Source organism: Campylobacter sp. BCW_6871, assembly GCF_001762325.1.
Classification (GTDB): Bacteria; Campylobacterota; Campylobacteria; order Campylobacterales; family Campylobacteraceae; genus Campylobacter_D; species Campylobacter_D jejuni.
This window is the reverse complement of record NZ_MJWQ01000014.1, coordinates 41,529-65,944: the sequence shown is the minus strand read 5'-3', so window position 1 is coordinate 65,944 and position 24,416 is coordinate 41,529. Positions and strand designations below refer to the sequence as shown.

Genomic DNA, 24,416 nt, shown 5'->3' with positions numbered 1-24,416 from the left:
ATAATTATCCTAATATAGAATACGCCAAATTTTGATAAGCAACAGAACCTGGTGATTTAATATCATAAAGAATTATAGGCTTTCCAAAACTTGGACTTTCTGCAAGTTTTACATTGCGAGGGATCACAATAAAGTCATCTTCGTTTCCATTAATAGTAAAAAGTTGTTTTTTAAAATTTTGTTTCAAATCATCTACAACATCTTTAGAAAGATTATTTTGAGAGCTATACATTGTCGGTAAAAATCCACGAACCCTGAGTTTAGAATTAATAGTTTTTTTGATAATTTTAATTGTATTTAAAACCATAGCTACACCCTCAAGCGCATAAAATTCACACTGTATAGGGATAATTACACTATCGCTTGCTGCAAAAGCATTTATAGTAATACTTCCAAGAGCAGGCGGAGAATCAATAATAATAAAATCATACTCATCAATCACTTCTTGAATTTGATTTTTAAGCAGCATTTTTTTCTCATTATTTTCACCTTTAGCAAGCTCTTGTTCTATACCTACAAGACCTATATTTGAAGGAGCTAAATGAAGTTGTGGCAATTCTGTTTTTAAAATAATATCTGAAAGCTTTTTTCTTCCTATAAAAACATGGTAAATATTATACTCATAATTATTACGATTAAAACCAAGTCCTGTAGTCGCATTAGCTTGCGGATCAACATCAATCAAAAGTACTTTTTTCTCAGCCACAGCTAAAGAAGCGGCTAAATTTACTGCTGTTGTAGTCTTTCCTACTCCACCTTTTTGGTTTGCTATTGTAATAATTTCGCTCATCTTAAACTATACACCCTTTTATCACCTAGTAAAATTGAACCATCTTCATACAAAAAAGAATTTTCAAGTGAAAAAACTTTACCTTCATGATGGACGCTAAATTTTCTTGATTTTTCGAATTCTAACATATACTTGCTAAAAATATTCTTCCATAAAAATTTTTTTTCTACTTTTTGCAAAAACTCACTCACTAAATCTTTAAGCGAAATTTCTATATCGCATAAAGCTGTATTTTGAGGTGAAAATTTCAGATTTAAACCCATACCGCCTATGATAAAATTTGAAATTTTAGCACTTATAACCCCTCCAGCTTTTTTATCATCTAAATATAGATCGTTAGGCCATTTAAGCCAAATTTTAGAACCTTTTTCTTGTAAAACTTCTTTAAGTAAATAAGCAAAATAAATGCTCACAGAGGCCAAAGGTAAATCTTTTGGTAAATCTTCTTCTTTAATACAAAAAGAAAGATGTAAATTTCCTTTAGAGCTTTGCCAAGAATTTTCCCTGCTTCCAACTCCATTTGTTTGTTCTAAAGCATAAATAGCAAAATTTCCATCAATCTTTCCATTGCGTATTTGCTCGCATAAAAAAAGATGAGTTGAGTCTATACTTTCAACACAAACTATCTTCACTTTTAAGCCTTTTTCCATTTAAATAAGTCCTACCATCAAGAACTTTTTTTCCACTTTCTTGAAGTTTTTTAATACGCAAAACTCCTTGTTTGCAAGCAAGCAAAAAACTTTCTTTTTCTAATTCTAAAATTTCACCCATCCTAGCATTTTGTTTTAATTCATCCACAAGTTCAAGTTCTAAGAATTTAAGTCCATTTTCCAAAAAAACTCCAGGCCAAGGAGTAAAAGCTAGATATTTTTGATAAAGTTCTCTTGCATTTTGCAAATTTATAAGTCCATCTTCTTTTTTGATTTTTCTACAAAGTGTTGCTAGACTTTCCTCTTGTTTTTTAGGGGTGATTTTATCGAAATTTAAAAGAGTAGAGAGGATGAGCTTAGCGGCCAAATTTGCTAAAAGTTCAAAAACTTCACTTGAATTTTTATCTTTTATATCACATTCTAAGCTTTCAAGTATAGCACCTGTGTCAAGCCCTTCTTCCATCAGCATGGTGCAAACTCCACTTTTTTCATCTTTGTTTAAAATTGCACTTTGGATCGGACTGGCACCACGGTATTTTGGAAGTAAAGAAGCGTGCAAATTCACACAAGGTGCTAAATCCAAAATGGCTTTAGGTAAAATTTTACCATAGGCAGCAACCACGATAAAATCAGGATTTAAATCCTTAATCTCTCTTATAATATTTTCATCTTTTAAAGAACTTGGAGTAAAAATAGGAATACTAGGATAATTTTGACTTAAAAAAGCCTTAGTATCACTTGGAGTTAAAATTTGCTTTCTACCTACAGCTTTATCAGGCTGGGTAAAAAGTGCTACGAGTTTAAAATTTTCATTTTCTACTAGTGCTTTTAAAATACAAGTTGCGTAAGATGGAGTACCCATAAAAATAATTTTTTTCATTTTTTCGCTTTGTGTGAAATTAAAAGTTTTAATTATAACTTATTTGATTTTAAAAGAGAATTTAATAAATTAATCACTCAAACAAAGTTCCACCTATTTGTTTATCTTCTAATAAAAATGTCTTTGCCGCACTTAAATCAAATCCACTTGCTAAAAACATTTTTTTATTGTGTTCAAGTAAAAATTTAGCTGCTTTAAGTTTGGTTACTATACCGCCTGTTCCGTGTTCACTGCCTGTTTTTATGGTTGCTTGTAGCCATTCTTCTTTAATATGAGTGATTTTTTCTAAACGCTTTGCATCACTAAATTCACTAGGATTTTTATCATAAAATCCATCAATATCGCTTAAAATCACAAGCAAATCCGCATCAAAAAAATGCGTAGCATAAGCACTTAAGCTATCATTATCACCGAAGACAATTTCTTCTATAGCTGTAGCGTCATTTTCATTGATAATAGGCAAAATTCCTAAATTTATCATCATATCGATAGCATTTTTTGCGTGTTTGGTAGCTTTTCTAGAGTCAAAATCCTTACCTGTAAGTAAAATTTGTCCACCTAGTTTATTAAATTTGGCTAAAAGCTCGTTATAAACACTGATTAAAAAAGGTTGTCCAATAGCGGCTAAAACTTGTTTATTAATGAGGTTTTTTCTATCGATATCTAGTTTGGTGTGTCCTGCTGAAATAGCCGCTGAAGTTACTAAAATCACTTCATATTTTTCCATGAGTTTAGCTAAAAATGCGACTAAATTTTTAAGACGCTCAAAACTTAAAATGTTTTCTTCGCTAATCACATGAGAACCCACTTTAACAACTATTCTTTTCATGCTTATTCCTTGAAAAATTTTTATAATTTTAGCCAAAATTTCATATAAACTAGTTATTTTTTGAAAAAATAGGGAGTGTTTGAAATTTTTAATATAAAACACTTCCTAGATTGTTAAAATTTTTATTTGTTATTTCTTAAAGTTTTAATTTCTTCTAAAAGCATGAATTTAAGTTCTTTAAGTCCTGTTTTTTCAAGGCTTGAGACTTTGATTAAAAAGCTTTGCGGATTATTTATTTCTTTGAGATAATTTTCTAACTCATTAATGTTTAAAGCAATTTGCTCGGCAAATTCTTCTCCTAAATTAACACTATCACTTTTTGAAATCATGATGCCAAATTTACGCCCAAAAAGTTCATTGGAAAATTTTTCAAGTTCTTTTCTTAGTACTATAAATTGTTCTTTTAAAGGCATTTCTCTCATAGGATCAAGCACGAAAAGTAAAAAGCTCGTTCTTTCTATGTGCTTTAAAAAAGCAAGTCCTAAGCCTTTACCCCCACTTGCTCCTTCGATAATCCCTGGAATATCAGCCATAACAAAGGAATTATACTCATCTACATCTACGAGTCCAAGTTTTGGAGTAAGGGTGGTAAATTCATAATTTGCAATTTCAGGTTTTGCATTTGAAACAACGCTTATAAGAGTAGATTTTCCCACATTTGGAAAGCCCACAAGCCCTACATCGGCAATAAGTTTAAGTTCAAGTCTAACTAAGCGACTTTCTCCTTTTATACCAGGTTGTGCGTAATCGGGGCGTTGATTAGTGGCGTGTTTAAAATGAGTGTTGCCAAGTCCGCCTTTTCCACCTTTTAAAAAAAGCTCTTTTTGTCCTTCTTTGGTAAGATCGAGTAAAATTTCATTAGTTTGTGCATCGATAACTTGCGTTCCTTCGGGCACTATAAGTTCTAAATTTTCACCCTTTTTGCCATTTTTATTGCGTCCCATTCCACCAGCACCATTTTGTGCGCGTAATTCTCTTTTGCCTTTGAAATTTACAAGAGTGTGGGTATTATTATCACATACGAAAATAATATCGCCACCATTTCCACCATCTCCTCCATCAGGGCCACCAAGTGGAACATGTTTTTCACGGCGAAAACTTACAGCACCTTTACCACCATCGCCTGAAGCTAAAGTAATTTTAACACTATCAATAAACATTTAAATTGCCTTTGACTTTAAATTTATAAAGCTAAATTTGAGTAAATAAAAGAAGTTAAATTCATAAATTTAAAGTTTTCAAGACGCTAAAAAGCGTCCTAAAAACTTATGCAGGATATACAGAAACTTTTTTTCTATCTTTATCTTTTCTTTCGAATTTTACAAAACCATCAATCAAAGCAAAGATAGTATGATCTTTTCCCATACCTACATTGTTACCTGCATGAGTTGCAGTTCCTCTTTGGCGGATGATGATATTTCCAGCTCTAACAAACTCGCCACCAAATTTTTTAACACCTAAACGACGACCTATAGAATCGCGGTTATTTTGAGTTGAACCTTGACCTTTCTTGTGTGCCATTCTTTACTCCTTAAGCTTTGATATCTTTTACTACAACGCGAGTAAATTGTCTTCTAAAACCGCGTTTGAGTTTAGAATCTTTTCTGCGTCTTTTTTTGTAAATCACAACTTTTTTATCTTTTCCGTGATTGATCACTTCCAAAACAACTTTTGCACCTGCTACGAAAGGCGCACCTACCTTTAATTCTTTATCATTGATAGCAAGAACTTCGCTTACTTCAATACTTGCTTTGCTTTCAGCTTCAAAGTGATCTAGTTTTAGCTCATCGCCAACACTTACTTTGTATTGCTTTCCACTGTGTTTGATAATAGCATACATTGCTTTTCCTTATAAATTGGTAGTACCATAAAGCACCGCAATAACGGATTTAAAAGCTTTAGTGGTTTAATAAAATTTTGATTTTACAAAATTTTTCTTTAATTTTTGATGAATTTAAGAAAGGATTTAGAGTTTGAGAAAAATCAAACTCTAAAAATTTAAAAGCCTAGATTTACTCCGCCACCTTCTTGGGTTTCATAATTTGCATCACGACCTATAGTATAACCATTTCCACTATTGCTACCAATTAAAGGTCTACAAATATCGCCTACTTTTACACTACCTTCTGTGATTTTTGCATAAGAAAGTTTAGGGCTTGTGCGAGTGATTTCAATACTTCCTGTTTTGCTTTCTACTCTTCCTGTATTTTCTTTTGTATAAGCATCTTTTATAACCTTCCCAAGAGCAAAACATTCATAAATATCACCTTGATTTAAGCTTTGAGAAAATACTACTTCATTGTTTTCAACGCTTGCAACTTTCAAAGGATAAATTGCATTTAAAATATCTCCTGCAATACGATTTGCAATTTGTTTGAGTGCAGCTTCATTGGCGCTAAGGCTATCGTCTTTAATGTTAACTTTCATACTTAAAGTATTAGAAAATTTAATTTGTCTTGTAGCAAATAAAAACACACGATAATCTACGATAACTTCAATTTCAGTTTTGCTTTTTCCTGTTAAATTGCTTGTTTTTTGCTTACCTTCAAGTCCTGAAATAGAAAACAATAAAATATAATCTGTTGCTAACACATTTTTAAGTTTATAAACTTCATCACTAGCTGCGTCGCCACTTTTGATTAAAGCTTTTTCCATTTCATAATAGCCACTAGAATCACGGTCTAAAACATTAAATTTACGACTTTGCAATAAATCAGAAATGATTTTTTGTTGCAAAGCTGAGCCTATGCCTCTTTTTGCAGCATCTGGAGTAGAATCAAAAACAGTAATACTTCTTCTATTATCTGCACTTAAACCTGGAACTTGATACTTTTTTGTTGTTGTGGTTTTAAAAATCGTTACATTGGCTGTATATTTACCATTTGCATCTTGTTCAACACTATTGATTTCATAAGTATCGGCTCTACCTTTGGTGGCTTTTGAAATTTGCTCGCTGTAATTATCTTGTATGTTTGAACCTGAATTATCAGTTGAAACGCTAGTGTTAGATTTCTTAAGAGAATTGATGCTTACTCCGCTCATTTTTCCTATAGCTTCTATAATGGCATTGTTTATCGCATCTTCCCTAGTCAAACCTGTGCCTTCGCCTGTGCTTGATTTTGTTGAAGTTGTGGTTATAACTTTAGCATTAAGACTTAGGCTTAAAAATAAGCCTAAAAAAAGAATTTTAGTTATTTTCATCTTTTACCTTTAAAAATCATCCATGCTATTTACAACATTAGAACTTCTTTGTATGCTAGAAGATTTTTTAGCTTCATTTTTTGTTGCATTTGACTTTGAATTTAAAGCCTCATTTGTGTTGGCTAAATTTTCATAAGAATAAAATCTCACAGCTCCTACATGTTCAATACCATTTTCACTTGTATAGCTCCATTTTTTAAGAGTACGAATACCACGAATTTTACCGCTTGCGCTTGCTTTTATTTTACTATTTACTTTGTCAATAATATTTGTTATGTTTTGAGTTTGTTCTTGAGTGGAACTATCATTAACATTAATACTTTGTTTGATAATTTCCTCGTAAGTATCACCAGTTGTTCTTTCATCTTTAAGACTTAAATTTGTATTAATAAACTCTATAATAGCAGCATCAGCCATAGTAAGTGCTGTTTCTTTGGCTCTATCTTCTAAAATATTTGTTTTTTTAGCATTGCTAGAATCTGCTACATAACCCCAGTTTCCATAACTTAAAATAATAGGTGCACCATTTTCATCATAAACTAAGCGAATTCCATATTCATTTAAAAAGCCTTTTGTATCTTTTGGCAGATACTCACTTATTGCCTTGCCTTTACCCTTAATAGCACTCTGTCTTGCTAGTGCCATATCTTTTGCTAATTGGCGAGTTTTATTGGAAATAACAGCAATAACACCTACATCATACTCACCTCTTCTTTGTGTAACTATAGTTTGCACAGGAACAAGTCCACTCATAGAACCTATGGCATTTGTCATAGTTTTATTAAGAAATTCTTGCTTTAATAAAGTCTTTTTTCTGTCTTCGCTTAAAGAATTTGTATCTATACCTAAATCTTTTAATGCCTTATCAAGCTGAGCACCAGCTAATTGTGTAAGTTTATTTAAAATTTGATCAACCTTATCACCTTTTGGCAATTCATCAAATTCTTTAGCATTAGTAGAATTATCTGCTTCATAATTTTGAATCCTGCTTGTAGCAATTCTTCCAAAAACATCTCTTATAAATTCGCTTTGTAAATTTAACATTGCTTTTTGGTAAGCATTTTGTAAAGCTTGTGCAAATTGTGGATCAGTATCATTTACAGCAACAGTACTTTTTCCCGTATAAAAAGTTTTTCCATCTTTGGTTATACCATATTCTATACCGAAATTATCGACAAATTCTTCAAAAAAATCTTCAATTGATTTTGGGGTAATATCCTTAGTACTTGCATCAGACATTTCATTTTGAGTATTTATATCTTGTTGTGTAATTTCTACAGGCTGGGAACCTTGTGCATAAAGTAAACTTGCCATAACTAAAGAGCCAATAAATAATATTTTTTTCATTTCATATCCTTTTAAAAATCATAAAAAAAAAGCTCAAGCTAAACACTTGAGCTAAAAATTTTATTCATAAATTAATTTTTATTTTACCAAGTAACTGATTTACTAGAACCAGTTTTATCAATAGTTTGCTCATCTTCCCAATAAACTAAACCTGATGTTAAATCAGTAAGTCTTAGTAAGAAAAAGTATTCTACTTGAGTTTTACCATTGCTAAGTTTTACATTATCTTGTCTAATTTTACCCGCAAGAGAAAAATCAGGCGATACCAATGTCCCTTTTTTTGCTATGGTTTTTTGATTAAACTCATCATTATCTCTTAATTCTCTTACATCTTCACTCATGCTATCAAGCGCTCCGCCTGCAGCAACTGCCGAAGTTAGAACAAATTTACCTGATTTTCTTAATGCAGAAGTGATTTTTGCGGTGAGTTTTTCAGTATCGATTCTTTGCGGGGTATCATTCACAACCCTACCAATAGCAATAACCTTTCTTGTACCTGGTTTAATATTTGCAAAAGCAGGATCGCTTAACATACTATTTATCATAGTTTCAGCTGCACTTTCAAAATCTTGTCTATCAAGACCCAAGGTTAAAGCATCGCCTTTTTTTACCTGACTTGCCTTTCCATCTGTATAAGCTGTTTGCGCACAACCACTAAAAAGCAAAGCTCCAATAAGAGCTGTTCCTAAAATTTTTGTTTTTTTCATGATTTATCCTTCCTAAAATGAGATTAATTTTTTGCTTTAATTTCTAATCTAAAATCCTTCGCTCTTGTATCAGATGCAAGTTTACGAAGAATTACCTCTTGTCCTGCTGGAATTCTAAGGGCTTGATAATCCTCATTTAAAACATCTCTTAGCACAAAACCATCTTTATCTAACCAATCTACTTTATAAATTACATCTTTAGCAAAAGTACTGCGTAAAATCACTTCAAATTCTAAATAACCATTGCTATTTATACGCTTTTGAAATTGTTTTACTAAACTTTTTGGTAAATTTGAACCTAAAATTACAGTATTTTGATTTGATACTATTTGATAACTTGGTGTACAAGCACCAAGTAAAAACATTAAAATAAATAAAATAATTTTTTTCATCTTTTAGCCTTATTTTTCCATGATAGCAACACTTGCAGGTAAATACGGAGCAAAAGAACGCACTATCACAAGAGCATTTTTATTTTTATCCAATGATTTTTGAAACAAAATATTGCCTTGTGGATCTTTGATTTCTAAATTTCCGTCGTTTTCTATTGTTGCTATGGCAATACTTTTTGGTAAACCTCTCCAAGAACGCACATCAGCTTTGTTGGTTGCAGCAGTTGCTACTGCTGTTGCAAGACTTAGCCATCCACCTGTAGAGTCATTATTTGCAACAGCTACATTTAAAGTGGTTTTAATTATAGTTTGAGCTAAGGCTTTAGCAATCATTGCAGGCATATTTATTTTAAATTCAGTAGCGACAATATTGTCTAAATTTACAAAATCATTTGTATTTTGACCATTTATATTTAAATTTGCAAAAGAAGCTTCCCTTTTTTTCAAGGTTTGTAAAGCAATATTTGTGCTAATAATTTTTTTATCCACTATAAAAGGTAAGGTTAAAGCAAATTCATCCTTAACTACACCAAATCCATTTTCATAAACTACAAAAACATATTTTTTAGCTTTTTTGACTTTTATTTTTGTGGCATATTCTTTAAAAATTTTAGCCTCTTTTTTGATAGTTTTGTTTTTTGGATAAATAATAGCTACTTCTCTAAATAAATCTGCAGCTTTTCTATAATCTTTATCCATAAAGAAAAATATTGAAGCAAGATAAGTCGCATAAGGATTTATGAAATTTTTTGTTGTATCAAACTCTTTAAATAAGTTATCGTATTGTGCTTCTATAACTTTTGAGTTTTCATTCATATTTTTATCATAATTTTTATCTTCTTTTGCCTTATCTAAATCAGCACGATTTTTCTCAATTTCTTTAGCAAAATATTCTTTTGCCTTATCTTGACGCATTAAAGCACGATTAAACTCAACTCTTGCATTTTCATAATCATCTTCTTCCATATAGTTTAGAGCTTTATATATATTAACCATAATTCTTTCATATAAAGAACCATCATAATCAACTATAGTATCATTAAGCAAGGTTGTACCAACAAATTTAGCTGCTTTAGAGCCTACATTTTCTAAATCCACATCATATTTATAAGATTCTTCCACAGCATCAAAAAATACATTACTTTTGTTAAAATCACCACAATTTCTAGCAATCAAACCTGCATTTAATCCTGTATAAATGACATCATCATTTTTTTTAATTTTTTTTAAATTTTGATTGAAAAAATCATCACCACAATATTTTTGTGTTAAAGCATTTTCAAATGTTGTATTTTGTTTAACCTGATTAACACAAGCTGTTAAAAAAAGGCAAACAATACCTGAAAAAATCAACCCAACTTTTATCTTCATTAAATTCCTTTCTTAAAGAAAATTAAAAATGAATATTATAGCGTAGTATATACTTAAAAACTAATGAAAAAATTTTCACCCTAGGAGAAAAACCTAGGGTTTGATTTAAATAAGCATAGGAGCTAATACAAAGCCTAATGCTACAGCAATTGCAATAGCTAAAACTCCTGGTATAAAGAAAGAGTGATTAAATATAAATTTACCAATTCTAGTCGTTCCTGTATCATCCATTTGCACAGCGCCAAGTAAGGTTGGATAAGTTGGAAGCACAAAAAGTGCTGAAACTGCTGCAAAACAAGCTACAAGCATATAAGAATCATGCGGATTTGTTGCTGAAATTCCTAAAGCGGTGATAATTACAGGTACAATGGCCTTTGCGGTTGCTGCTTGAGAATATAAAAGCATACTTGCAAAGAAAAATGCAACTGCTAACATAGCAGGGGTTTGTTTAACCCAGTCGCCTGCTACTTCTTTAATAGAAGCTTCGTGTCCTGCAACAAAAGTATTTCCAAGCCATGCTACACCAAAAACACAAACACAAGCAGTCATACCACTTTTAAATACACTGGTATCAAGAATTTTACCTGGTTCAACTTTACAAAGCCAAGTGATCAAAGTTGCTGCAGTAAGTAAAAAGCTCATAATAGCTGCATCTCTTGGAACCACAACAGGATCAATCCATTTAATATTACTTGAAATTGCAGTTGCATAAAGTACAACTGCCAAAACAGTGATCAAGAAAATTCCTACTGAAAGTTTAGCACCTGGTTTATCTTCACCATGTAAAATAGCTCCTGCATCTTTAACAAGTCCTGCTTTTAAGCGTTCTTGATAAACACTATCTTTGCTTAAATCCATAGGAGTGATTAAACTCACTATAAAAGCTGTAAGCATACAAGCTATAAAAGTTGTACCGATCCAAATTCCAATTAAAGTTGGATAATTCCATCCAAGTGGCTCTAAAACGCCGCTCATATAAACCACAGCTGCACTTACAGGAGAAGCAGTGATTCCAATTTGCGAAGAAACAACCATTAATGAAAGTGGAACACTAGGTTTTATGTTTTGAGATTTTGCAACATCAACTACAACAGGCATTAAAGAAAATACTGCATTTCCTGTTCCTGCTAAGATTGTAAGCAACCATCCACAAGCTGGAGCTAAATAATTTATAAATTTAGGGCTTGATCTTAAAATTTTTTCTGTCACCCTTACCATATAATCAAGTCCACCTGCTTGTTGCATAGCAGAAATTGCTGCAATAGCTGCAGCAATAATTAAAATAACATCCCAAGGAATATTACCAGGTTTCATACCTAAAACAAGTCCTAGTATAACTACACCCAATCCTCCAGCATAACCTATAGCAATACCGCCTAGGCGAATACCGATAAAAATTGCCCCAAGAAGGACGATTACTTGCAAAATTATCATTATATCCATATTAAATCCTAAAATGCTATTTTTTAGCTTCCATGTGAGGATTTAGCATATTTGATGGTGTTAAAATTTCATCAATTTGTTCTTTACTTAAAAGCCCTCTTTCAAGCGCAATATCAGCCACTCTTTTTCCAGTGTTCATTGCCTCTTTAGCTATAGAAGCTGAATTTTCATAACCAATATAAGGATTTAAAGCTGTTACTATACCTACTGAATTATAGACAAAGTCTGAACAAATTTTTTCATTTGCAGTAATACCATCTATACATTTATCAGCTAAAGTATACATTGCTTTTTCTAGCATTACAATAGAATTAAATAAGCTATATGCTGCAACTGGTTCAAAAACATTAAGTTGTAATTGTCCACCCTCACAAGCAAAAGTTACAGTTACATCTGCTCCAATAACAAAATAACAAACTTGATTAACTACTTCAGGAATAACAGGATTTACCTTACCTGGCATGATAGAACTACCTGGTTGCATTTTTGGAAGATTAATCTCATTAAGGCCACATTTTGGACCACTACTTAAAAGTCTTAAGTCATTACATACTTTAGAAAGTTTTGTTGCAACACGTTTTAAAACACCTGAAATTTGTACATAAGCTCCCGTATCTTGAGTCGCCTCGATCAAATCCTCAGCCACAGTATATTCAAAACCTGTCACTTCTCTTATTTTTCTTTCTACAACCTTCGGATAATCAGGATGAGAATTAATTCCCGTTCCAATAGCAGTTCCGCCCAAATTGATCTCTAAAATCAATTTTCTAGCTTCTAATACTCTTTGTATATCTTCACCTATCATTACGGCAAAAGTTTTAAATTCACGACCTAAAGTCATAGGTACAGCATCTTGCAGTTGGGTTCTACCCATTTTAAGAACATCTTTAAATTCTTCAGCTTTTCTCTCATAAGCTTTTTTTAGATGTTCCATAGCTTTTGCCAAATCACTTAAATAATCATGCAAAGCAAGGTGTAAAGCTGTAGGATAAGCATCGTTAGTACTTTGGCTTAAATTAACATGATCATTTGGATGAAGATATTGGTATTCACCTTTTTTATGACCCATAAGTTCAAGTCCTATGTTTGCTATAACTTCATTAGCATTCATATTTGTACTTGTTCCAGCACCTCCTTGGATCATATCTACTACAAATTGATCATAATACCCGCCTTCTAAAATTTTATCGCACGCTTTAATAATCGCATCTTGGATATTTTTATCCAAAAGACCTAATTCATGATTTGCCATAGCTGCAGCTTTTTTTACTCTAGCCAAAGCTCTAACAAAGCGAGGAAAATCTTTTAATCTATCATGAGAAATATCAAAATTTTCAACAGCTCTAAAAGTTTGCACTCCATAATAAACCTCATCAGAGATTTCCAATTCCCCAATAAAATCATGTTCTTTTCTTGTTCCCATTTTGAACCTTTCATAAAAAGTATTTTAATTTAAAATCAAAAATTTTTGATTTAAATCATAAAATAATGATATTGCATTTTTAGTTAATAATTGGTTAATAATTAAAATACTTTCAAAATATAATAAATTAAGTATTTTTATATCCTAAATTATGTCTTTATATTTAATTTTTATTAATATAAAAAATTTTATTTACTTCAAAAAAAATTAATATATTTTTGCAAGCTTTTTTTGCTAGAATAAAATTTTTAATAATTTAAATAATTAGGGATAACATGGAAGAAATTACAATAAACATAGATAAGATTAAAATAAATGATGACTGGAAAGAATTTTTAAGAGACGAATTTCAAAAAAAATATTTTCTAGAAATCAAAAAACAATACCTAAATGCGATTGATCAAAATATAATTATTTATCCGCCTGCAAATTTAATCTTTAATGCTTTTAATTTATGTCCCTTAAAAGAAATTAAAATTATTATCCTAGGACAAGATCCCTATCATCAACCAAACCAAGCAATGGGGCTTAGTTTTTCGGTTCCAAAAAATGTAAAAATCCCACCAAGTCTTAATAATATTTTTAAAGAATTGCAAAATGATTTAAACATCACTCCAGCAAAAAGCGGAGATTTAAGCTCTTGGGCAAAACAAGGAGTTTTGCTCTTAAATTCTATTCTTAGCGTTGAAGCAAGTAAAGCAGCTAGTCATAGTTCGTGGGGTTGGCAAGAATTTAGTGATGCTATAATACATAAATTAAGCAATGAAAAATCAGGGCTTGTTTTTATGCTTTGGGGAAATTACGCAAAAAGCAAGGAGATTTTGATTGATAATACTAAGCATTTGATTTTAAAAGCGGCCCACCCAAGCCCTTTAGCTAGAACAGGATTTTTAGGTTGTAAGCATTTTTCAAAAGCTAATGAATTTTTAAAAAAAGTTGGTAAAATTCCTGTAGATTGGAAAATAGTTTAAAAAATTATTTTAAATTTTAATAAAAATATTAAAATATATTTATTTGTTTAAAAATAAATCGTATTTCTATGAAATATATTGTAATAAAATAACTCAAAAATTAATTCTTAAGGAGAAAAATGAAAACCATTGGTATTATAGGCGGAATGAGTTTTGAAAGCACTATTACTTATTATAAAACAATAAATCAAGCTATAAATGATAAATTAAAATCTTTAAATTCTGCAAAAATTTTACTTTACAGTGTTAATTTTGAAGAAATAGAAAATTTACAAAGCCAAGATAAATGGCAAGAAGCTGCACAAATTTTGACTCAATGTGCTAAAAAATTAGAACTTGCAGGGGCTAATTTTATAATAATTGCAACTAATACTATGCATAAGGTTTTTGATGAAATTCAACAAAACATAAATATCCCTATTTTGCATATTGCAAAAAGTTCTGCTAAGGCTTTAAAACAAGAAAACATACAAAAAATTGGTTTATTGGGTACTAAATACACAATGACTCAGGATTTTTATAAAAAAATACTGATTGAAGAAAATATTAGCGTTATTACTCCTAGCGATGAAGATATAAAAATCGTTAATGATATTATTTTTAATGAGCTTTGCAAAGGTAAAATCAAGCAAGATTCTAAAGAAAAATATTTAAATATTATAAAAAAACTACAAGAAAAAGGGGCAAAGGGAGTGCTTTTAGCTTGCACTGAAATTGGTTTATTAATATCCAAAAATGATACAAATATTAAAATTTTTGACACAAGCCTTATTCACGCCCTTGATGCTGCTAATGAAGCTTTAAAAGATTTATGATTAAAAGATGCCCAAAAATGGGAAAATTGCAATATTTTGAAAAGATTTATACTTATATCGGTTTAAATCTTATCTTGCTTTATAGTTTGCTATCTTTTTCTAATTGATTGATATTTAGCATTATAAATTTATAGCTTAGATAAATTACTAAAGGCCAAGCCAATAAAAACAAAGCATGTAACATTTTTTCTCCTTAATATGCGTGATCATCGTTTGCGATTTCTTCGCGTGTAATTTTTACTTTATCCATTGCATTCCAAACATAGATAATATAAGTTAAAACAAAGGGTACAAGTAAAGACACATAAGCCATGACGCTTAGAGTATAATAGCTTGAACTTGCATTTTTTAAAGTTAAAGAACTTTGCAAATCACTTAAAGATGGGTAAAAAGCACTTTGACCTAAACCAATGCTTGATAATAAAGCAAAAACTGTTAAAACCGTTCCAAGTCCTAGGGTAAAAATAGCTTTAGAGCAACCTTTTGCTCCTTGAATCATACCTAAAAGCACTAAAATCACACCGATAGCAAGCAAGATAGCAAAAATCATTTGATTTAAGAAATTATATAAATACAAATTCGCACTCATGCTTACAGTTCCATTGGCATCTACGCTAAAACCATCTTTTAAAAAAATCCACGCTAAAAAACCTAAGAAAAAAGGTAAAAACAAAATACTATTGATCATAAGTTTTTTCATAGCTCTTATTTTGATATTCTCATCATTGATATTGTTCATAAAATACGCTGCGCCTAAAAGTCTTGCTAAAAATACTAAAGCTAAGCCTAAGAGATAATTAAAAGGATTGAGTAAAAGTTCTAAGCCGTGCAAAGGGTTTTGCCAAGAAACAAAATTATGCTCATTTAAGATAAATTCAGAACCGCTAAAAAAGCTACTTACTGCAACTCCGATTAAAAATACACCTAAATAACCATTGATTTTAAGAAAAATTTCATAGGTTTTAGAGCCATAAACATTATTTTCTTTTTTACGATACTCATAAGCCACAGCTTGTAAAATAAAACAAAATAAAATACAAAGCCAAGCCCAATAAGCTCCGCCAAAACTGGTACTATAAAAAAGTGGAAAAGCTGCAAAAGCTGCTCCACCAAAAAGTACGAGAGTTGTAAAACCAAGCTCCCATTTACGCCCTAAAGAATTGACTAGCATGGTTTTTTCAAGCTCATCCTTGCTAAGCTCATCGATTAAAGTCTGTCCACCTTGGACAAAAAACATAAAAACTAAAAGTCCACCGAGCAAACTTAAAATCAACCACCAATAAATTTGCAAACCTTCAAGTTCTAAACCAAAAAACATTATTTTTCTCCTTTGCCCATAAGTGGAGTATGTCCTGCATGTGCGTCAAAACCTTTTTTAATCTGAGTAAGTATTATTTTAACTTCTGCAATCAATAAGGCTGTAAAAAGTACTGCAAAAATCCAAAATGAAATTTGAACATTGACTTTTCCAAGTTGTGTTGCTGCGATATGTACGGGAAGTAAGTCTTGAATTGCCCAAGGTTGTCTGCCTACTTCAGCAACAATCCAACCTGCTTCAGCAGCAATATAACCCAATGGAATGGATAACAAACACACCCAAAGTACTTTTCTAAATTTCTCAATATCATTTGCCATAGTAAGATAAAGCGTAACGATGAAAAGTAAAAAGAAAAAACTTCCTAAAGCAACCATAATATGAAAGCTATAAAAAGTTAAAGCCACAGGCGGAATAGTATCACTTGGTTTTTCTAAATATCCATAACCAAAATCTTTAAAATGAGTTTCTAAAATAGATTTGTGATTTGCCATAGCTATTGTATCATTGTTTTCTTTAGCAAGTTTATAGTCTTTTAGAGCTTGTATAGCGATTTTTCCTCTATCGATACGATTTTGCATAGGTTCTATACCTTTGCTTTCATTTCCATAGATTAAATCTTCAATTCCTGGAACAAAAGAATTTGGATCACGGTTTCCTAATATAGAAAGAGCGTAAGGTATAGTAATGTCAAATAAAAACACACTTTCGTTATTGTCTATGGTTTTTTTAGGGTTTAAAATTCCAAAAGGCACAAGTCCTGCACGATGTTCACCTTGATAAACCCCTTCCATAGCTGCAAGTTTCATAGGTTGAGTTTGAGTTACACGGTAAGCACTTTCATCTCCGCTGAAAAACAAAAAGATTGAACAAACCAAACCAAAACTAGCTCCTACAACTAAGCTTTTTTTAGCCTCGATAATATGGCGTCCCTTTAACATAAACCAAGCTGAAATTCCTATTACAAATAAAGCTGAAATCACATAACCACTGCCTATGGTATGTAAAAATTTTGAAATAGCCACAGGAGAAAGTGCTACTTCAAAAAAGCTTTGCATTTCATTTCTTGCTGTATCAGGGTTAAAGCTCATTCCTACAGGATATTGCATCCAACCATTTGCCACTAAAATCCAAAAAGCAGAAAGATTACTTCCTATAGCCACACACCAAGTTGAAAGTAAGTGAAAACCCTTACTTACTTTATCCCAGCCAAAAAACATAACTGCAAAAAAAGTAGCCTCTAAAAAAAATGCCATAATACCTTCAATCGCCAAAGGTGCACCAAAAATATCTCCCACAAACCAGCTATAATTTGCCCAGTTTGTTCCAAATTCAAATTCCATTATAATACCTGTAGCTACACCGATAGCAAAATTTATAGCAAATAATGAAAGCCAAAATTTGGTGATTTTTTTCCATCTTTCATTTTTAGTTTTTACATAGATAGTCTCCATGATAGCAATGATAAAAGATAAACCTAAGGTTAAAGGCACAAACAAAAAATGATAAAGTGCAGTTAAAGCAAACTGCGCTCTTGACCAATCAACGCTATTAAGCTCGTTCATTTATTTTCCTTCAAGTGTAAGATTTTTGAGTACAAAAGTGCTTTTTTCTTTGTCGCTTTTAAAAATAGAATTAAAATTTACATCAAAAACAAAAAGTTTTAAAATCACAAACATAACAAAAAGTTTGATAAAGATAATTTTCCAAAGGGTCTTTCCAAGAGTTAAATTTTTAAAACCTTCTTTGTAAAAATTAAAAATTTGAGAAATACTAAAATATAAGTGTTTAAGATGCATGTAAATTCTACCTTTAAAAACAACAAAATAAAACATTTTAAGAAGCGGAAAATTATAATGAAAATTATGTTATTATTTTCTTAAAAAATTTAAATACATAATCAAGGTTTTTAATGCAAAAAATTAAAGTTTTTATTTTTGTTTTATGATTTTTTTCTTTAATGCATGTTCTTCTAAATTTTGAAAATGTAAATCCTTTGGGGCGTTCATTTGGGGAATTTGAAGACACTCACTCTTTAAAACTGGATTTTGAACCTATTTTTCCTACCAATCAAGAAATTCCAAGTTTAATTAGCAATGCTGATTTAGTACTTATTACTCCTATTTACCCCACCTTTAACTAGTAGCATCAACAATAATGCAGTAAGACAACTTGCAAGTGGAGCAAACCCCTTAGATATCTTGATGATACAAGAAATAGGAACTTTACTAAGAATAGCCACTCCAATAGGACGCCATGTGCAACAAAGTGGAACGCCTATTGACGAATATGAGTAGAATTTGAGGACTCTTTCAAGACCTGATAGGGTTTTTATTTATTATTCTCACATTGATGTAGAAGCTAATCGTGTAAATTTAGCTATAGTTTCAAGACCCATTATAGGAATTCGCGATGGAAGTGATGCTTTTTTTCAATATCTATGCTTTAGCCAATGAAGGAACAGATGTAGGAGCAATTATCACAGCCCATAAATACACATTTTGTAAATATACCTCAAGTTAACTGGATGATAGCAGGGGATTTTAACCGCGATCCTTCTACTATAACAAATACAGTGGATAGAGAATTAGCAAATAAAATTAGAGTGGTTTTTCCAACTAGTGTAACTCAAGCAAACGGAGGGACTATTGATTATGCAATTACAGGCAATTAAACATACAACAAGCCTATACTCCACCACTTTTAGCTGTGATTTTGATGCTTGCAAGTTTAAGATCATTTTCCAGTTAATTTTAGAAAATTTTAAGACATTTAATATGAAAAAATTGTTGCTTTATTTTTTATGTTTATAACTTTAGCCTTTGCAACTCCTACTGGAGATTTGAAAGATTTTACCGAAATGGTTTCTATAGGAAGTTTAGAAACGGGAATTTTTTTAAGCACCTTTAGAGATATCTCAAAAGATCCTATTGATCAAAATTGGAATATTAAAGAAATTGTTTTAAGCAATGAGTTAAAACAAAAAGATAAATTAGCCAATGAACTTCCTTTTGGTTATGTGCAATTTACAAATCCAAAGGAAAGCGATCTTTGTTTGACCATCCTAGAAGATGGAATCTTTGGAGCAAAATCTTGTCGAGATAATCTAAAAGATGGTAAACTAGAAACTGTATTTTCTATGAATGCCAACAACAACTTCAGATGTGCAAATTTGTTCTTTAGTTTTGGAATCTGATGAATGTATGGTAACTTTTTAATCCAAATATTCCTACACAAAAACGCTTTAGAATAGCCCCTTGCACCTTAGATCCTAATTTTTTATGAAGTAAACGAACTAATGATTATAACTCCACCTTTAACAGCTTCTACCCCTTTAGAATAAGATTTTTTCTTGTTCTATTTTTATATTTATTTAATATTTATGATATTACAAAAATACACAAAATAATCAATAACAACACAATATAATTTACTTTACTCTATAATTTTTTTATTTTAATTTAATTTTTTGTTACAATAAATTTATACATGATAATTATCAAGGAGGAAAAATTGGAGCAAATTTTAACATGGCAACAAGTTTACGACCCTTTTTCAAACATTTGGCTAAGTGCTTTAGTGGCATTTTTACCTATACTATGTTTTTTAGTTTGTTTGGTTGTTTTAAAACTTAAAGGTTATCAAGCAGGTTTTTTAACTGTTATACTTGCTACTTTGGTAGCTTTATTTGCCTATAAAATGCCTTGGAATTTAGTGGGCGCAAGTTTTATTCAAGGCTTTACAAATGGTATGTGGCCTATAGCTTGGATTATCATTGCGGCAATCTTTCTTTACAAACTTTCTATCAAGTCGGGTTCTTTTGAAATCATTAAAAAAAGCGTGATGAGCATTACTCCAGATCATAGAATTCAAGTGATTTTAATAGGTTTTTGTTTTGGTTCATTTTTAGAAGGTGCTATAGGTTTTGGTGGCCCTGTGGCTATAACTGCTGCACTTTTAGTAGGACTTGGTTTGCGTCCTTTGCAAGCTGCAGGACTTTGTCTTATCGCAAATACCGCTCCTGTTGCTTTTGGTGCGGTGGGAATTCCTATTATTGCTATGGCAAATCTTGTCGGCATAGAACAGCATTCAGTTTCTGCCATGGTAGGTAGAATGCTAGTTCCTTTAAGCCTTACTATACCTTTTTTCATAGTTTTTTTAATGGATGGATTTAAAGGCGTTAAAGAAACTTTTCCAGCTATTTTAGTTGCGGCGCTAAGCTTTACAACTACTCAATTTTTAAGCTCAAATCACTTAGGAGCGGAATTGCCTGATATTATTTCAGCTGTGGTTTCTTTAGCGGTTACGACTATATTTTTAAAATTTTGGAAACCAAAAAATATTTTTAGATTTGATAATGAAAGTAATTTCACTCAAGATAATACTCTAAGCTTTAATCAAATTCTAAAAGCTTGGTCGCCTTTTATTTTACTCATTGTTTGTATTATCATTTGGACACAACCTTGGTTTAAAGCTCTCTTTGATAAGGACGGAATTTTAAGCTATACAAGTATTACTTTACAATTTAGCAATATCACAACTGGAATTTTAAGCCCTTCTATCACAGGCATAGGAGAAGCTAAGCCTTTATCTTTGGCTTTAGGTGTAGATTTAATCAATGGAAAAACCGTAGCTCAAGCAGGAACAGCAATTTTGCTTGCAGCTTTTTTAACTATAGCTATTTTAAAAATTAAAGCTGAAGATGCTGCAGAATGCTTTTGGGCTACCTTAAAAGAAATGGCCATACCTTGTATCACTATAGGTTTAGTTGTAGCTTTTGCTTTTATCTCTAAAAATAGTGGTATGAGTACTACCTTAGGGCTTGCTTTTGCACACACAGGCGATGCTTTTTCTTTCTTTTCACCAATCATTGGCTGGATAGGAGTGTTTTTAACAGGCTCTGATACAAGCGCAAATTTACTTTTTGGAACCTTACAACAAGTAAGTGCTCAAAAACTAGGTGTTAGTGAAGCTTTATTTTTAGCGGCTAATTCAGTAGGTGGGGTCGTTGGAAAGATGATCAGTCCACAAAGCATTGCTATAGCTTGCGCAGCGGTTGGGCTTGTAGGAAAAGAATCTGATCTTTTCAAATTCACATTAAAATATTCTGTAGCTTTTATTATTTTAATAGGAATTTGGACTTGTATTATAGCTTTTTTCTTACAAGGAATCATCCCTGAAGTTATAGTGAAATAATTAAAAATTTAAGTTTTACTTCAACAAATATTCGTTTTTAGAATATTTGTTGGAAATTTTACTTTGCTTTTATTTTTATAGGATTAGAATATTTATCCTAAATTATCCCAAAAGGAGAGATCATGAAAAAGGTGTATTTTTACGCCACATGCTTAGGAAGTGCTGCTATGCAACAAAGCGTTTTAAATGCAATAAAACTTTTAAGGCGTGAAGGTATTGAAGTGATTTTTAAAAAAAATCAAACCTGTTGCGCTCAACCTTCTTTTAACTCAGGTTATTTCGATGAAAGTCGTGAGATTGTTTTATATAATGTAGATTTATTTGATAAAGATTACCCTATCGTTGTGCCAAGCGGATCTTGTGCGGGTATGATGAGTCATGACTATAAAGAACTTTTTAAAAACAGACCTGAATTTTCTAAAGTCAAAGATTTTAGCTCTAAGGTTATAGAACTTTCACAATACCTTGATGAAGTTTTAAAAGTAGATTATGAAGATAAAGGTGCACCTATAAAAGTAACTTGGCATTCTAATTGCCATGCTTTAAGAGTGCAAAAAAGCATACAAGCGAGTAAAAATCTTATCAAAAAACTAAAAAATGTAGAATTAGTAGAACTTCAATACGAGGAAGAATGTTGTGGTTTTGGCGGAACTTTTTCAGTAAAAGAGCCTGAAATTTCAAATGCTATGGCAAGAAGCAAAATCAAAGATATACAAAATAGCGGTGCAAAATATCTCATCAGTGGCGATGGAGGTTGTCTTTTAAATATAGATGGCACAATGAAAAGAATGGGTTTAGATATAAAAGGCATACATTTATATGACTTTTTACTTAAACGCTTAGAAGGAGAAAGACTATGAGTCAAAAAATTCCTCACGAACAAATCGTTCAAATTAAACTCAATGACAAGCAAATGCAAGAAAATTTAATGACTGCCATGCATACTTTACAAAAAAATAGACTCAATGTTATTGATGCTAGATTTAAAGACTGGCAGGGTTTAAGAGCTAAAGCTAAACAAGCTAAAAACAATGCCTTAATGAGTTTAGAAGAAAGGCTTTTAGAATTTGAAAAAAATGCTACAAAAAATGGCATTAAAGTGCATTGGGCAAGTAGTGATGAAGATGCCTGTGAAATCGTCTATGAAATCATGAAAGAAAAAAATATCACTAAGCTTTTAAAAGGTAAATCTATGGCAAGCGAAGAAATAGGCCTAAATCACTACCTAGAAAAAAAAGGTTTAAAAGCTATAGAAACCGATCTTGGAGAGCTTATTTTACAGCTTAATGAAGAGCCTCCTTTACATATAGTTGTACCTGCTATACATAGAAACCGCCATGAAATCGGAGAAATTTTCAAAGAAAAATTAGGAGCGAATTTAGAAAACAATGAACCTGAAAGTTTAAATGCGGTAGCTAGAGAGCATTTAAGAAAAGATTTTGAAGGCTTAAAACTTGGACTTAGTGGGGTCAATTTTGCCATGTCAAGAGAAGGAGCTTTTTGGCTTATAGAAAATGAAGGAAACGGTAGAATGTGCACTACAGCACCTGATATTCATATCGCACTTTGCGGCATAGAAAAAGTCATGGAAAGCTTTGAAGATGCGGCTACTATGGTTTCTTTACTCACTCCTTCAGCCACAGGACAATTTATACCAACTTATAACAATATCATCACAGGTCCTAGAAAAAATGGGGATTTAGATGGTCCTAAAGAAGTGCATGTGATTTTATTTGATCACAATCGCTCTAAAATGTTAGCTCATGAGGATTATTATGAGGCTTTGCGTTGTATTCGATGTGGGGCTTGTATGAATTTTTGCCCTGTTTATGATCAAATCGGCGGACATGCCTATCAAACCACTTATCCAGGACCTATAGGAGAAGTAATCAGTCCTAATATTTTTGGTATAGATCATACAGGAGATATTTTAAATTTCTGTTCACTTTGTGGGCGTTGTTCTGAAGTTTGTCCAGTGCAAATTCCTTTGGCTGATCTTATTCGCAAATTAAGATGTGATAAAATAGGACAAGGTAAAAATCCACCTTTAGGAGCAAATAATGTTCATCACAATGCCTTAGAAGCCTTTGCTTTTAAACAATTTAAAAATATCGCAACCAATGGCAATAAATGGCGTTTTTCACTTTCAAAAGCACATTATTTCAACTGGACGGTACAAAATTTCGCAAGCGTTTTACCTGTGATTAAAAAATGGCACGCTTTTAAAGAATTACCTCAAATTAAAATGGATCTTTATAAAGAAGTGCAAAAACTAGAAGGAGTAAGCTATGAGTAAAATCGATGAAATTTCAAGCAAAAGTAAAGCAAGTATTTTAGAACATCTTAAAAAAGCTTACAAAGAAACAGACTTTACGCGTATTGAAAGTATAGATCCTGTAGAACATATCCAAACCACCCAAGATATGCTTGCAGAAATGAAGCAAAAAATGAGCAATAATAAATACATCGTTGAAAATGCGACTAAAGATACCTTAGAAGAAAAAATCAATGAAATTATCGCAAGATATGGCTTTAAAAGTATGATTTATGGGGCGGATTTAAATTTAGATTTAGAACAAATCAAGGCAGAAAAGAAGATTTGCTTTGATAAAGAAATCGAAAATCTAAGATCTGAAGTTTTTCATAGTGATTTTTCCATCATTCACGCAAGAGCAGGGGTAAGCTCTCACGGAGTTGCACTTATACCTTCAAGTAAAACCCAACCTAGAATGCTAAGCCTTGCACCTAAACTTTGCATAGTATTGCTTAAAAAAGAAAATGTTGTTAAAAGTCTTAGCGAAGCTTTAAATTTAGTAAAAAAAGAAAATGAAATTTTACCTACTAATATCTTATTTATAGCAGGGCCTTCAAGAACAGCAGATATAGAACTTATCACTGTTTTTGGTGTTCATGGGCCACAAATTGCACATATTATTATTTACTGATTCTATACTAGAATCAGTAAGTCTTAATTTTTAATATTAATTATATATACTTTTTATATTATACAAATATAAATAAAATAAATAATTTCTAATTAATAATATTTTAATAAAGTATAATGTAATATTTCACTCAAATATATT

At 31.4% G+C, this 24,416-nt stretch carries 23 protein-coding genes and 2 pseudogenes; 8 read left to right on the top strand and 17 right to left on the bottom strand.

Features of this window, described 5'->3' with window-relative positions; all coding sequences use genetic code 11:
- Window positions 1-4: 4 nt before the first annotated feature.
- The 14 genes from AJ930_RS01075 to aspA all read right to left on the bottom strand — a co-directional run bounded on the left by AJ930_RS01075 (window position 5) and on the right by aspA (window position 13,033).
- Complete coding sequence (locus AJ930_RS01075) at window positions 5-790, bottom strand: ParA family protein (protein WP_002851697.1); 786 nt, start codon at window positions 788-790, stop codon at window positions 5-7.
- Window positions 787-1,440 (bottom strand): biotin--[acetyl-CoA-carboxylase] ligase, encoded by a 654-nt coding sequence (locus AJ930_RS01070; RefSeq protein WP_002860934.1) that lies wholly within the window; start codon window positions 1,438-1,440, stop codon window positions 787-789. Before AJ930_RS01070 ends, AJ930_RS01075 begins: the two co-directional genes overlap by 4 nt.
- Complete coding sequence (fmt, locus tag AJ930_RS01065; RefSeq protein WP_002860933.1) at window positions 1,403-2,320, bottom strand: methionyl-tRNA formyltransferase; 918 nt, start codon at window positions 2,318-2,320, stop codon at window positions 1,403-1,405. The genes AJ930_RS01070 and fmt overlap by 38 nt, the downstream gene beginning before the upstream one ends.
- 73 nt (window positions 2,321-2,393) lie before the next feature.
- Entirely contained in the window at window positions 2,394-3,149 is a 756-nt protein-coding gene (gene proB, locus AJ930_RS01060) for a glutamate 5-kinase (RefSeq protein ID WP_044794037.1), read from the bottom strand.
- Window positions 3,150-3,271: 122 nt separating this feature from the next.
- Window positions 3,272-4,309, bottom strand: coding sequence for a GTPase ObgE (gene obgE, locus AJ930_RS01055; RefSeq protein WP_002860931.1), 1,038 nt, complete (start codon window positions 4,307-4,309; stop codon window positions 3,272-3,274).
- Window positions 4,310-4,415: 106 nt separating this feature from the next.
- Window positions 4,416-4,670 carry a 50S ribosomal protein L27 gene (gene rpmA / locus AJ930_RS01050; RefSeq protein WP_002800974.1) on the bottom strand — a complete coding sequence of 85 codons (255 nt, stop codon included), beginning with the start codon at window positions 4,668-4,670 and terminating at the stop codon, window positions 4,416-4,418.
- A gap of 10 nt (window positions 4,671-4,680) precedes the next feature.
- Window positions 4,681-4,989: a 50S ribosomal protein L21 gene (gene rplU / locus AJ930_RS01045; RefSeq protein WP_002778820.1), complete on the bottom strand. Its 309-nt coding sequence runs from the start codon at window positions 4,987-4,989 to the stop codon at window positions 4,681-4,683.
- 158 nt (window positions 4,990-5,147) lie between these two features.
- Window positions 5,148-6,350, bottom strand: coding sequence for a CsgG/HfaB family protein (locus AJ930_RS01040; RefSeq protein ID WP_002881377.1), 1,203 nt, complete (start codon window positions 6,348-6,350; stop codon window positions 5,148-5,150).
- A 9-nt stretch (window positions 6,351-6,359) separates the two neighbouring features.
- Window positions 6,360-7,697 (bottom strand): DUF6844 domain-containing protein, encoded by a 1,338-nt coding sequence (locus AJ930_RS01035; protein WP_053872315.1) that lies wholly within the window; start codon window positions 7,695-7,697, stop codon window positions 6,360-6,362.
- Between the two features lie 83 nt (window positions 7,698-7,780).
- Complete coding sequence (gene lpoB / locus AJ930_RS01030; protein WP_002851945.1) at window positions 7,781-8,404, bottom strand: penicillin-binding protein activator LpoB; 624 nt, start codon at window positions 8,402-8,404, stop codon at window positions 7,781-7,783.
- 23 nt (window positions 8,405-8,427) lie between these two features.
- A complete protein-coding gene (locus AJ930_RS01025) occupies window positions 8,428-8,796 on the bottom strand; it encodes a DUF1425 domain-containing protein (RefSeq protein ID WP_002860928.1) in 369 nt (122 codons plus the stop codon).
- Between the two features lie 9 nt (window positions 8,797-8,805).
- Window positions 8,806-10,167 carry a COG3014 family protein gene (locus AJ930_RS01020; RefSeq protein ID WP_070274717.1) on the bottom strand — a complete coding sequence of 454 codons (1,362 nt, stop codon included), beginning with the start codon at window positions 10,165-10,167 and terminating at the stop codon, window positions 8,806-8,808.
- A 105-nt stretch (window positions 10,168-10,272) separates the two neighbouring features.
- Window positions 10,273-11,610, bottom strand: coding sequence for an anaerobic C4-dicarboxylate transporter (locus tag AJ930_RS01015; protein ID WP_044779367.1), 1,338 nt, complete (start codon window positions 11,608-11,610; stop codon window positions 10,273-10,275).
- A gap of 16 nt (window positions 11,611-11,626) precedes the next feature.
- The gene (gene aspA / locus AJ930_RS01010; RefSeq protein WP_002854440.1) at window positions 11,627-13,033 is read right to left on the bottom strand and encodes an aspartate ammonia-lyase; all 1,407 of its coding nucleotides are present in this window, start codon (window positions 13,031-13,033) and stop codon (window positions 11,627-11,629) included.
- 275 nt (window positions 13,034-13,308) lie between these two features.
- On the opposite strand from aspA, the gene ung reads away from it, so the two are divergent.
- Together ung and AJ930_RS01000 are read left to right on the top strand one after the other, a co-directional pair.
- Entirely contained in the window at window positions 13,309-14,004 is a 696-nt protein-coding gene (gene ung, locus AJ930_RS01005) for a uracil-DNA glycosylase (protein ID WP_070243405.1), read from the top strand.
- 119 nt (window positions 14,005-14,123) lie between these two features.
- Entirely contained in the window at window positions 14,124-14,819 is a 696-nt protein-coding gene (locus AJ930_RS01000; RefSeq protein WP_002860924.1) for an aspartate/glutamate racemase family protein, read from the top strand.
- Between the two features lie 193 nt (window positions 14,820-15,012).
- Here the strand turns inward: AJ930_RS01000 and cydB are convergent, their stop codons facing one another.
- The 3 genes from cydB to AJ930_RS00980 are packed head-to-tail and all read right to left on the bottom strand — an operon-like array spanning window position 15,013 to window position 17,933.
- Window positions 15,013-16,137 (bottom strand): cytochrome d ubiquinol oxidase subunit II, encoded by a 1,125-nt coding sequence (cydB, locus tag AJ930_RS00990; protein WP_070274716.1) that lies wholly within the window; start codon window positions 16,135-16,137, stop codon window positions 15,013-15,015.
- A complete protein-coding gene (locus AJ930_RS00985; protein WP_044779365.1) occupies window positions 16,137-17,699 on the bottom strand; it encodes a cytochrome ubiquinol oxidase subunit I in 1,563 nt (520 codons plus the stop codon). Before AJ930_RS00985 ends, cydB begins: the two co-directional genes overlap by 1 nt.
- Complete coding sequence (locus AJ930_RS00980) at window positions 17,700-17,933, bottom strand: DUF4492 domain-containing protein (protein WP_002860921.1); 234 nt, start codon at window positions 17,931-17,933, stop codon at window positions 17,700-17,702.
- Window positions 17,934-18,078: 145 nt separating this feature from the next.
- Here AJ930_RS00980 and AJ930_RS10225 point away from each other — a divergent pair.
- The 6 genes and pseudogenes from AJ930_RS10225 (at window position 18,079) to AJ930_RS00945 (ending at window position 24,275) form a co-directional block, all read left to right on the top strand.
- Window positions 18,079-18,901 (top strand): annotated as a pseudogene (locus AJ930_RS10225) (cytolethal distending toxin subunit B family protein).
- Window positions 18,902-18,937: 36 nt separating this feature from the next.
- Window positions 18,938-19,477: pseudogene (locus AJ930_RS00965) on the top strand (cytolethal distending toxin subunit A/C).
- Between the two features lie 170 nt (window positions 19,478-19,647).
- Window positions 19,648-21,330 carry an L-lactate permease gene (locus AJ930_RS00960; protein ID WP_079860759.1) on the top strand — a complete coding sequence of 561 codons (1,683 nt, stop codon included), beginning with the start codon at window positions 19,648-19,650 and terminating at the stop codon, window positions 21,328-21,330.
- 119 nt (window positions 21,331-21,449) lie between these two features.
- Window positions 21,450-22,190 carry a (Fe-S)-binding protein gene (locus tag AJ930_RS00955; protein ID WP_074486977.1) on the top strand — a complete coding sequence of 247 codons (741 nt, stop codon included), beginning with the start codon at window positions 21,450-21,452 and terminating at the stop codon, window positions 22,188-22,190.
- Window positions 22,187-23,626, top strand: a complete 1,440-nt coding sequence (locus AJ930_RS00950; RefSeq protein ID WP_070274714.1) for a LutB/LldF family L-lactate oxidation iron-sulfur protein — start codon at window positions 22,187-22,189, stop codon at window positions 23,624-23,626. Before AJ930_RS00955 ends, AJ930_RS00950 begins: the two co-directional genes overlap by 4 nt.
- Window positions 23,619-24,275, top strand: a complete 657-nt coding sequence (locus AJ930_RS00945; protein WP_002871085.1) for a LutC/YkgG family protein — start codon at window positions 23,619-23,621, stop codon at window positions 24,273-24,275. Before AJ930_RS00950 ends, AJ930_RS00945 begins: the two co-directional genes overlap by 8 nt.
- Window positions 24,276-24,416: the final 141 nt, after the last annotated feature.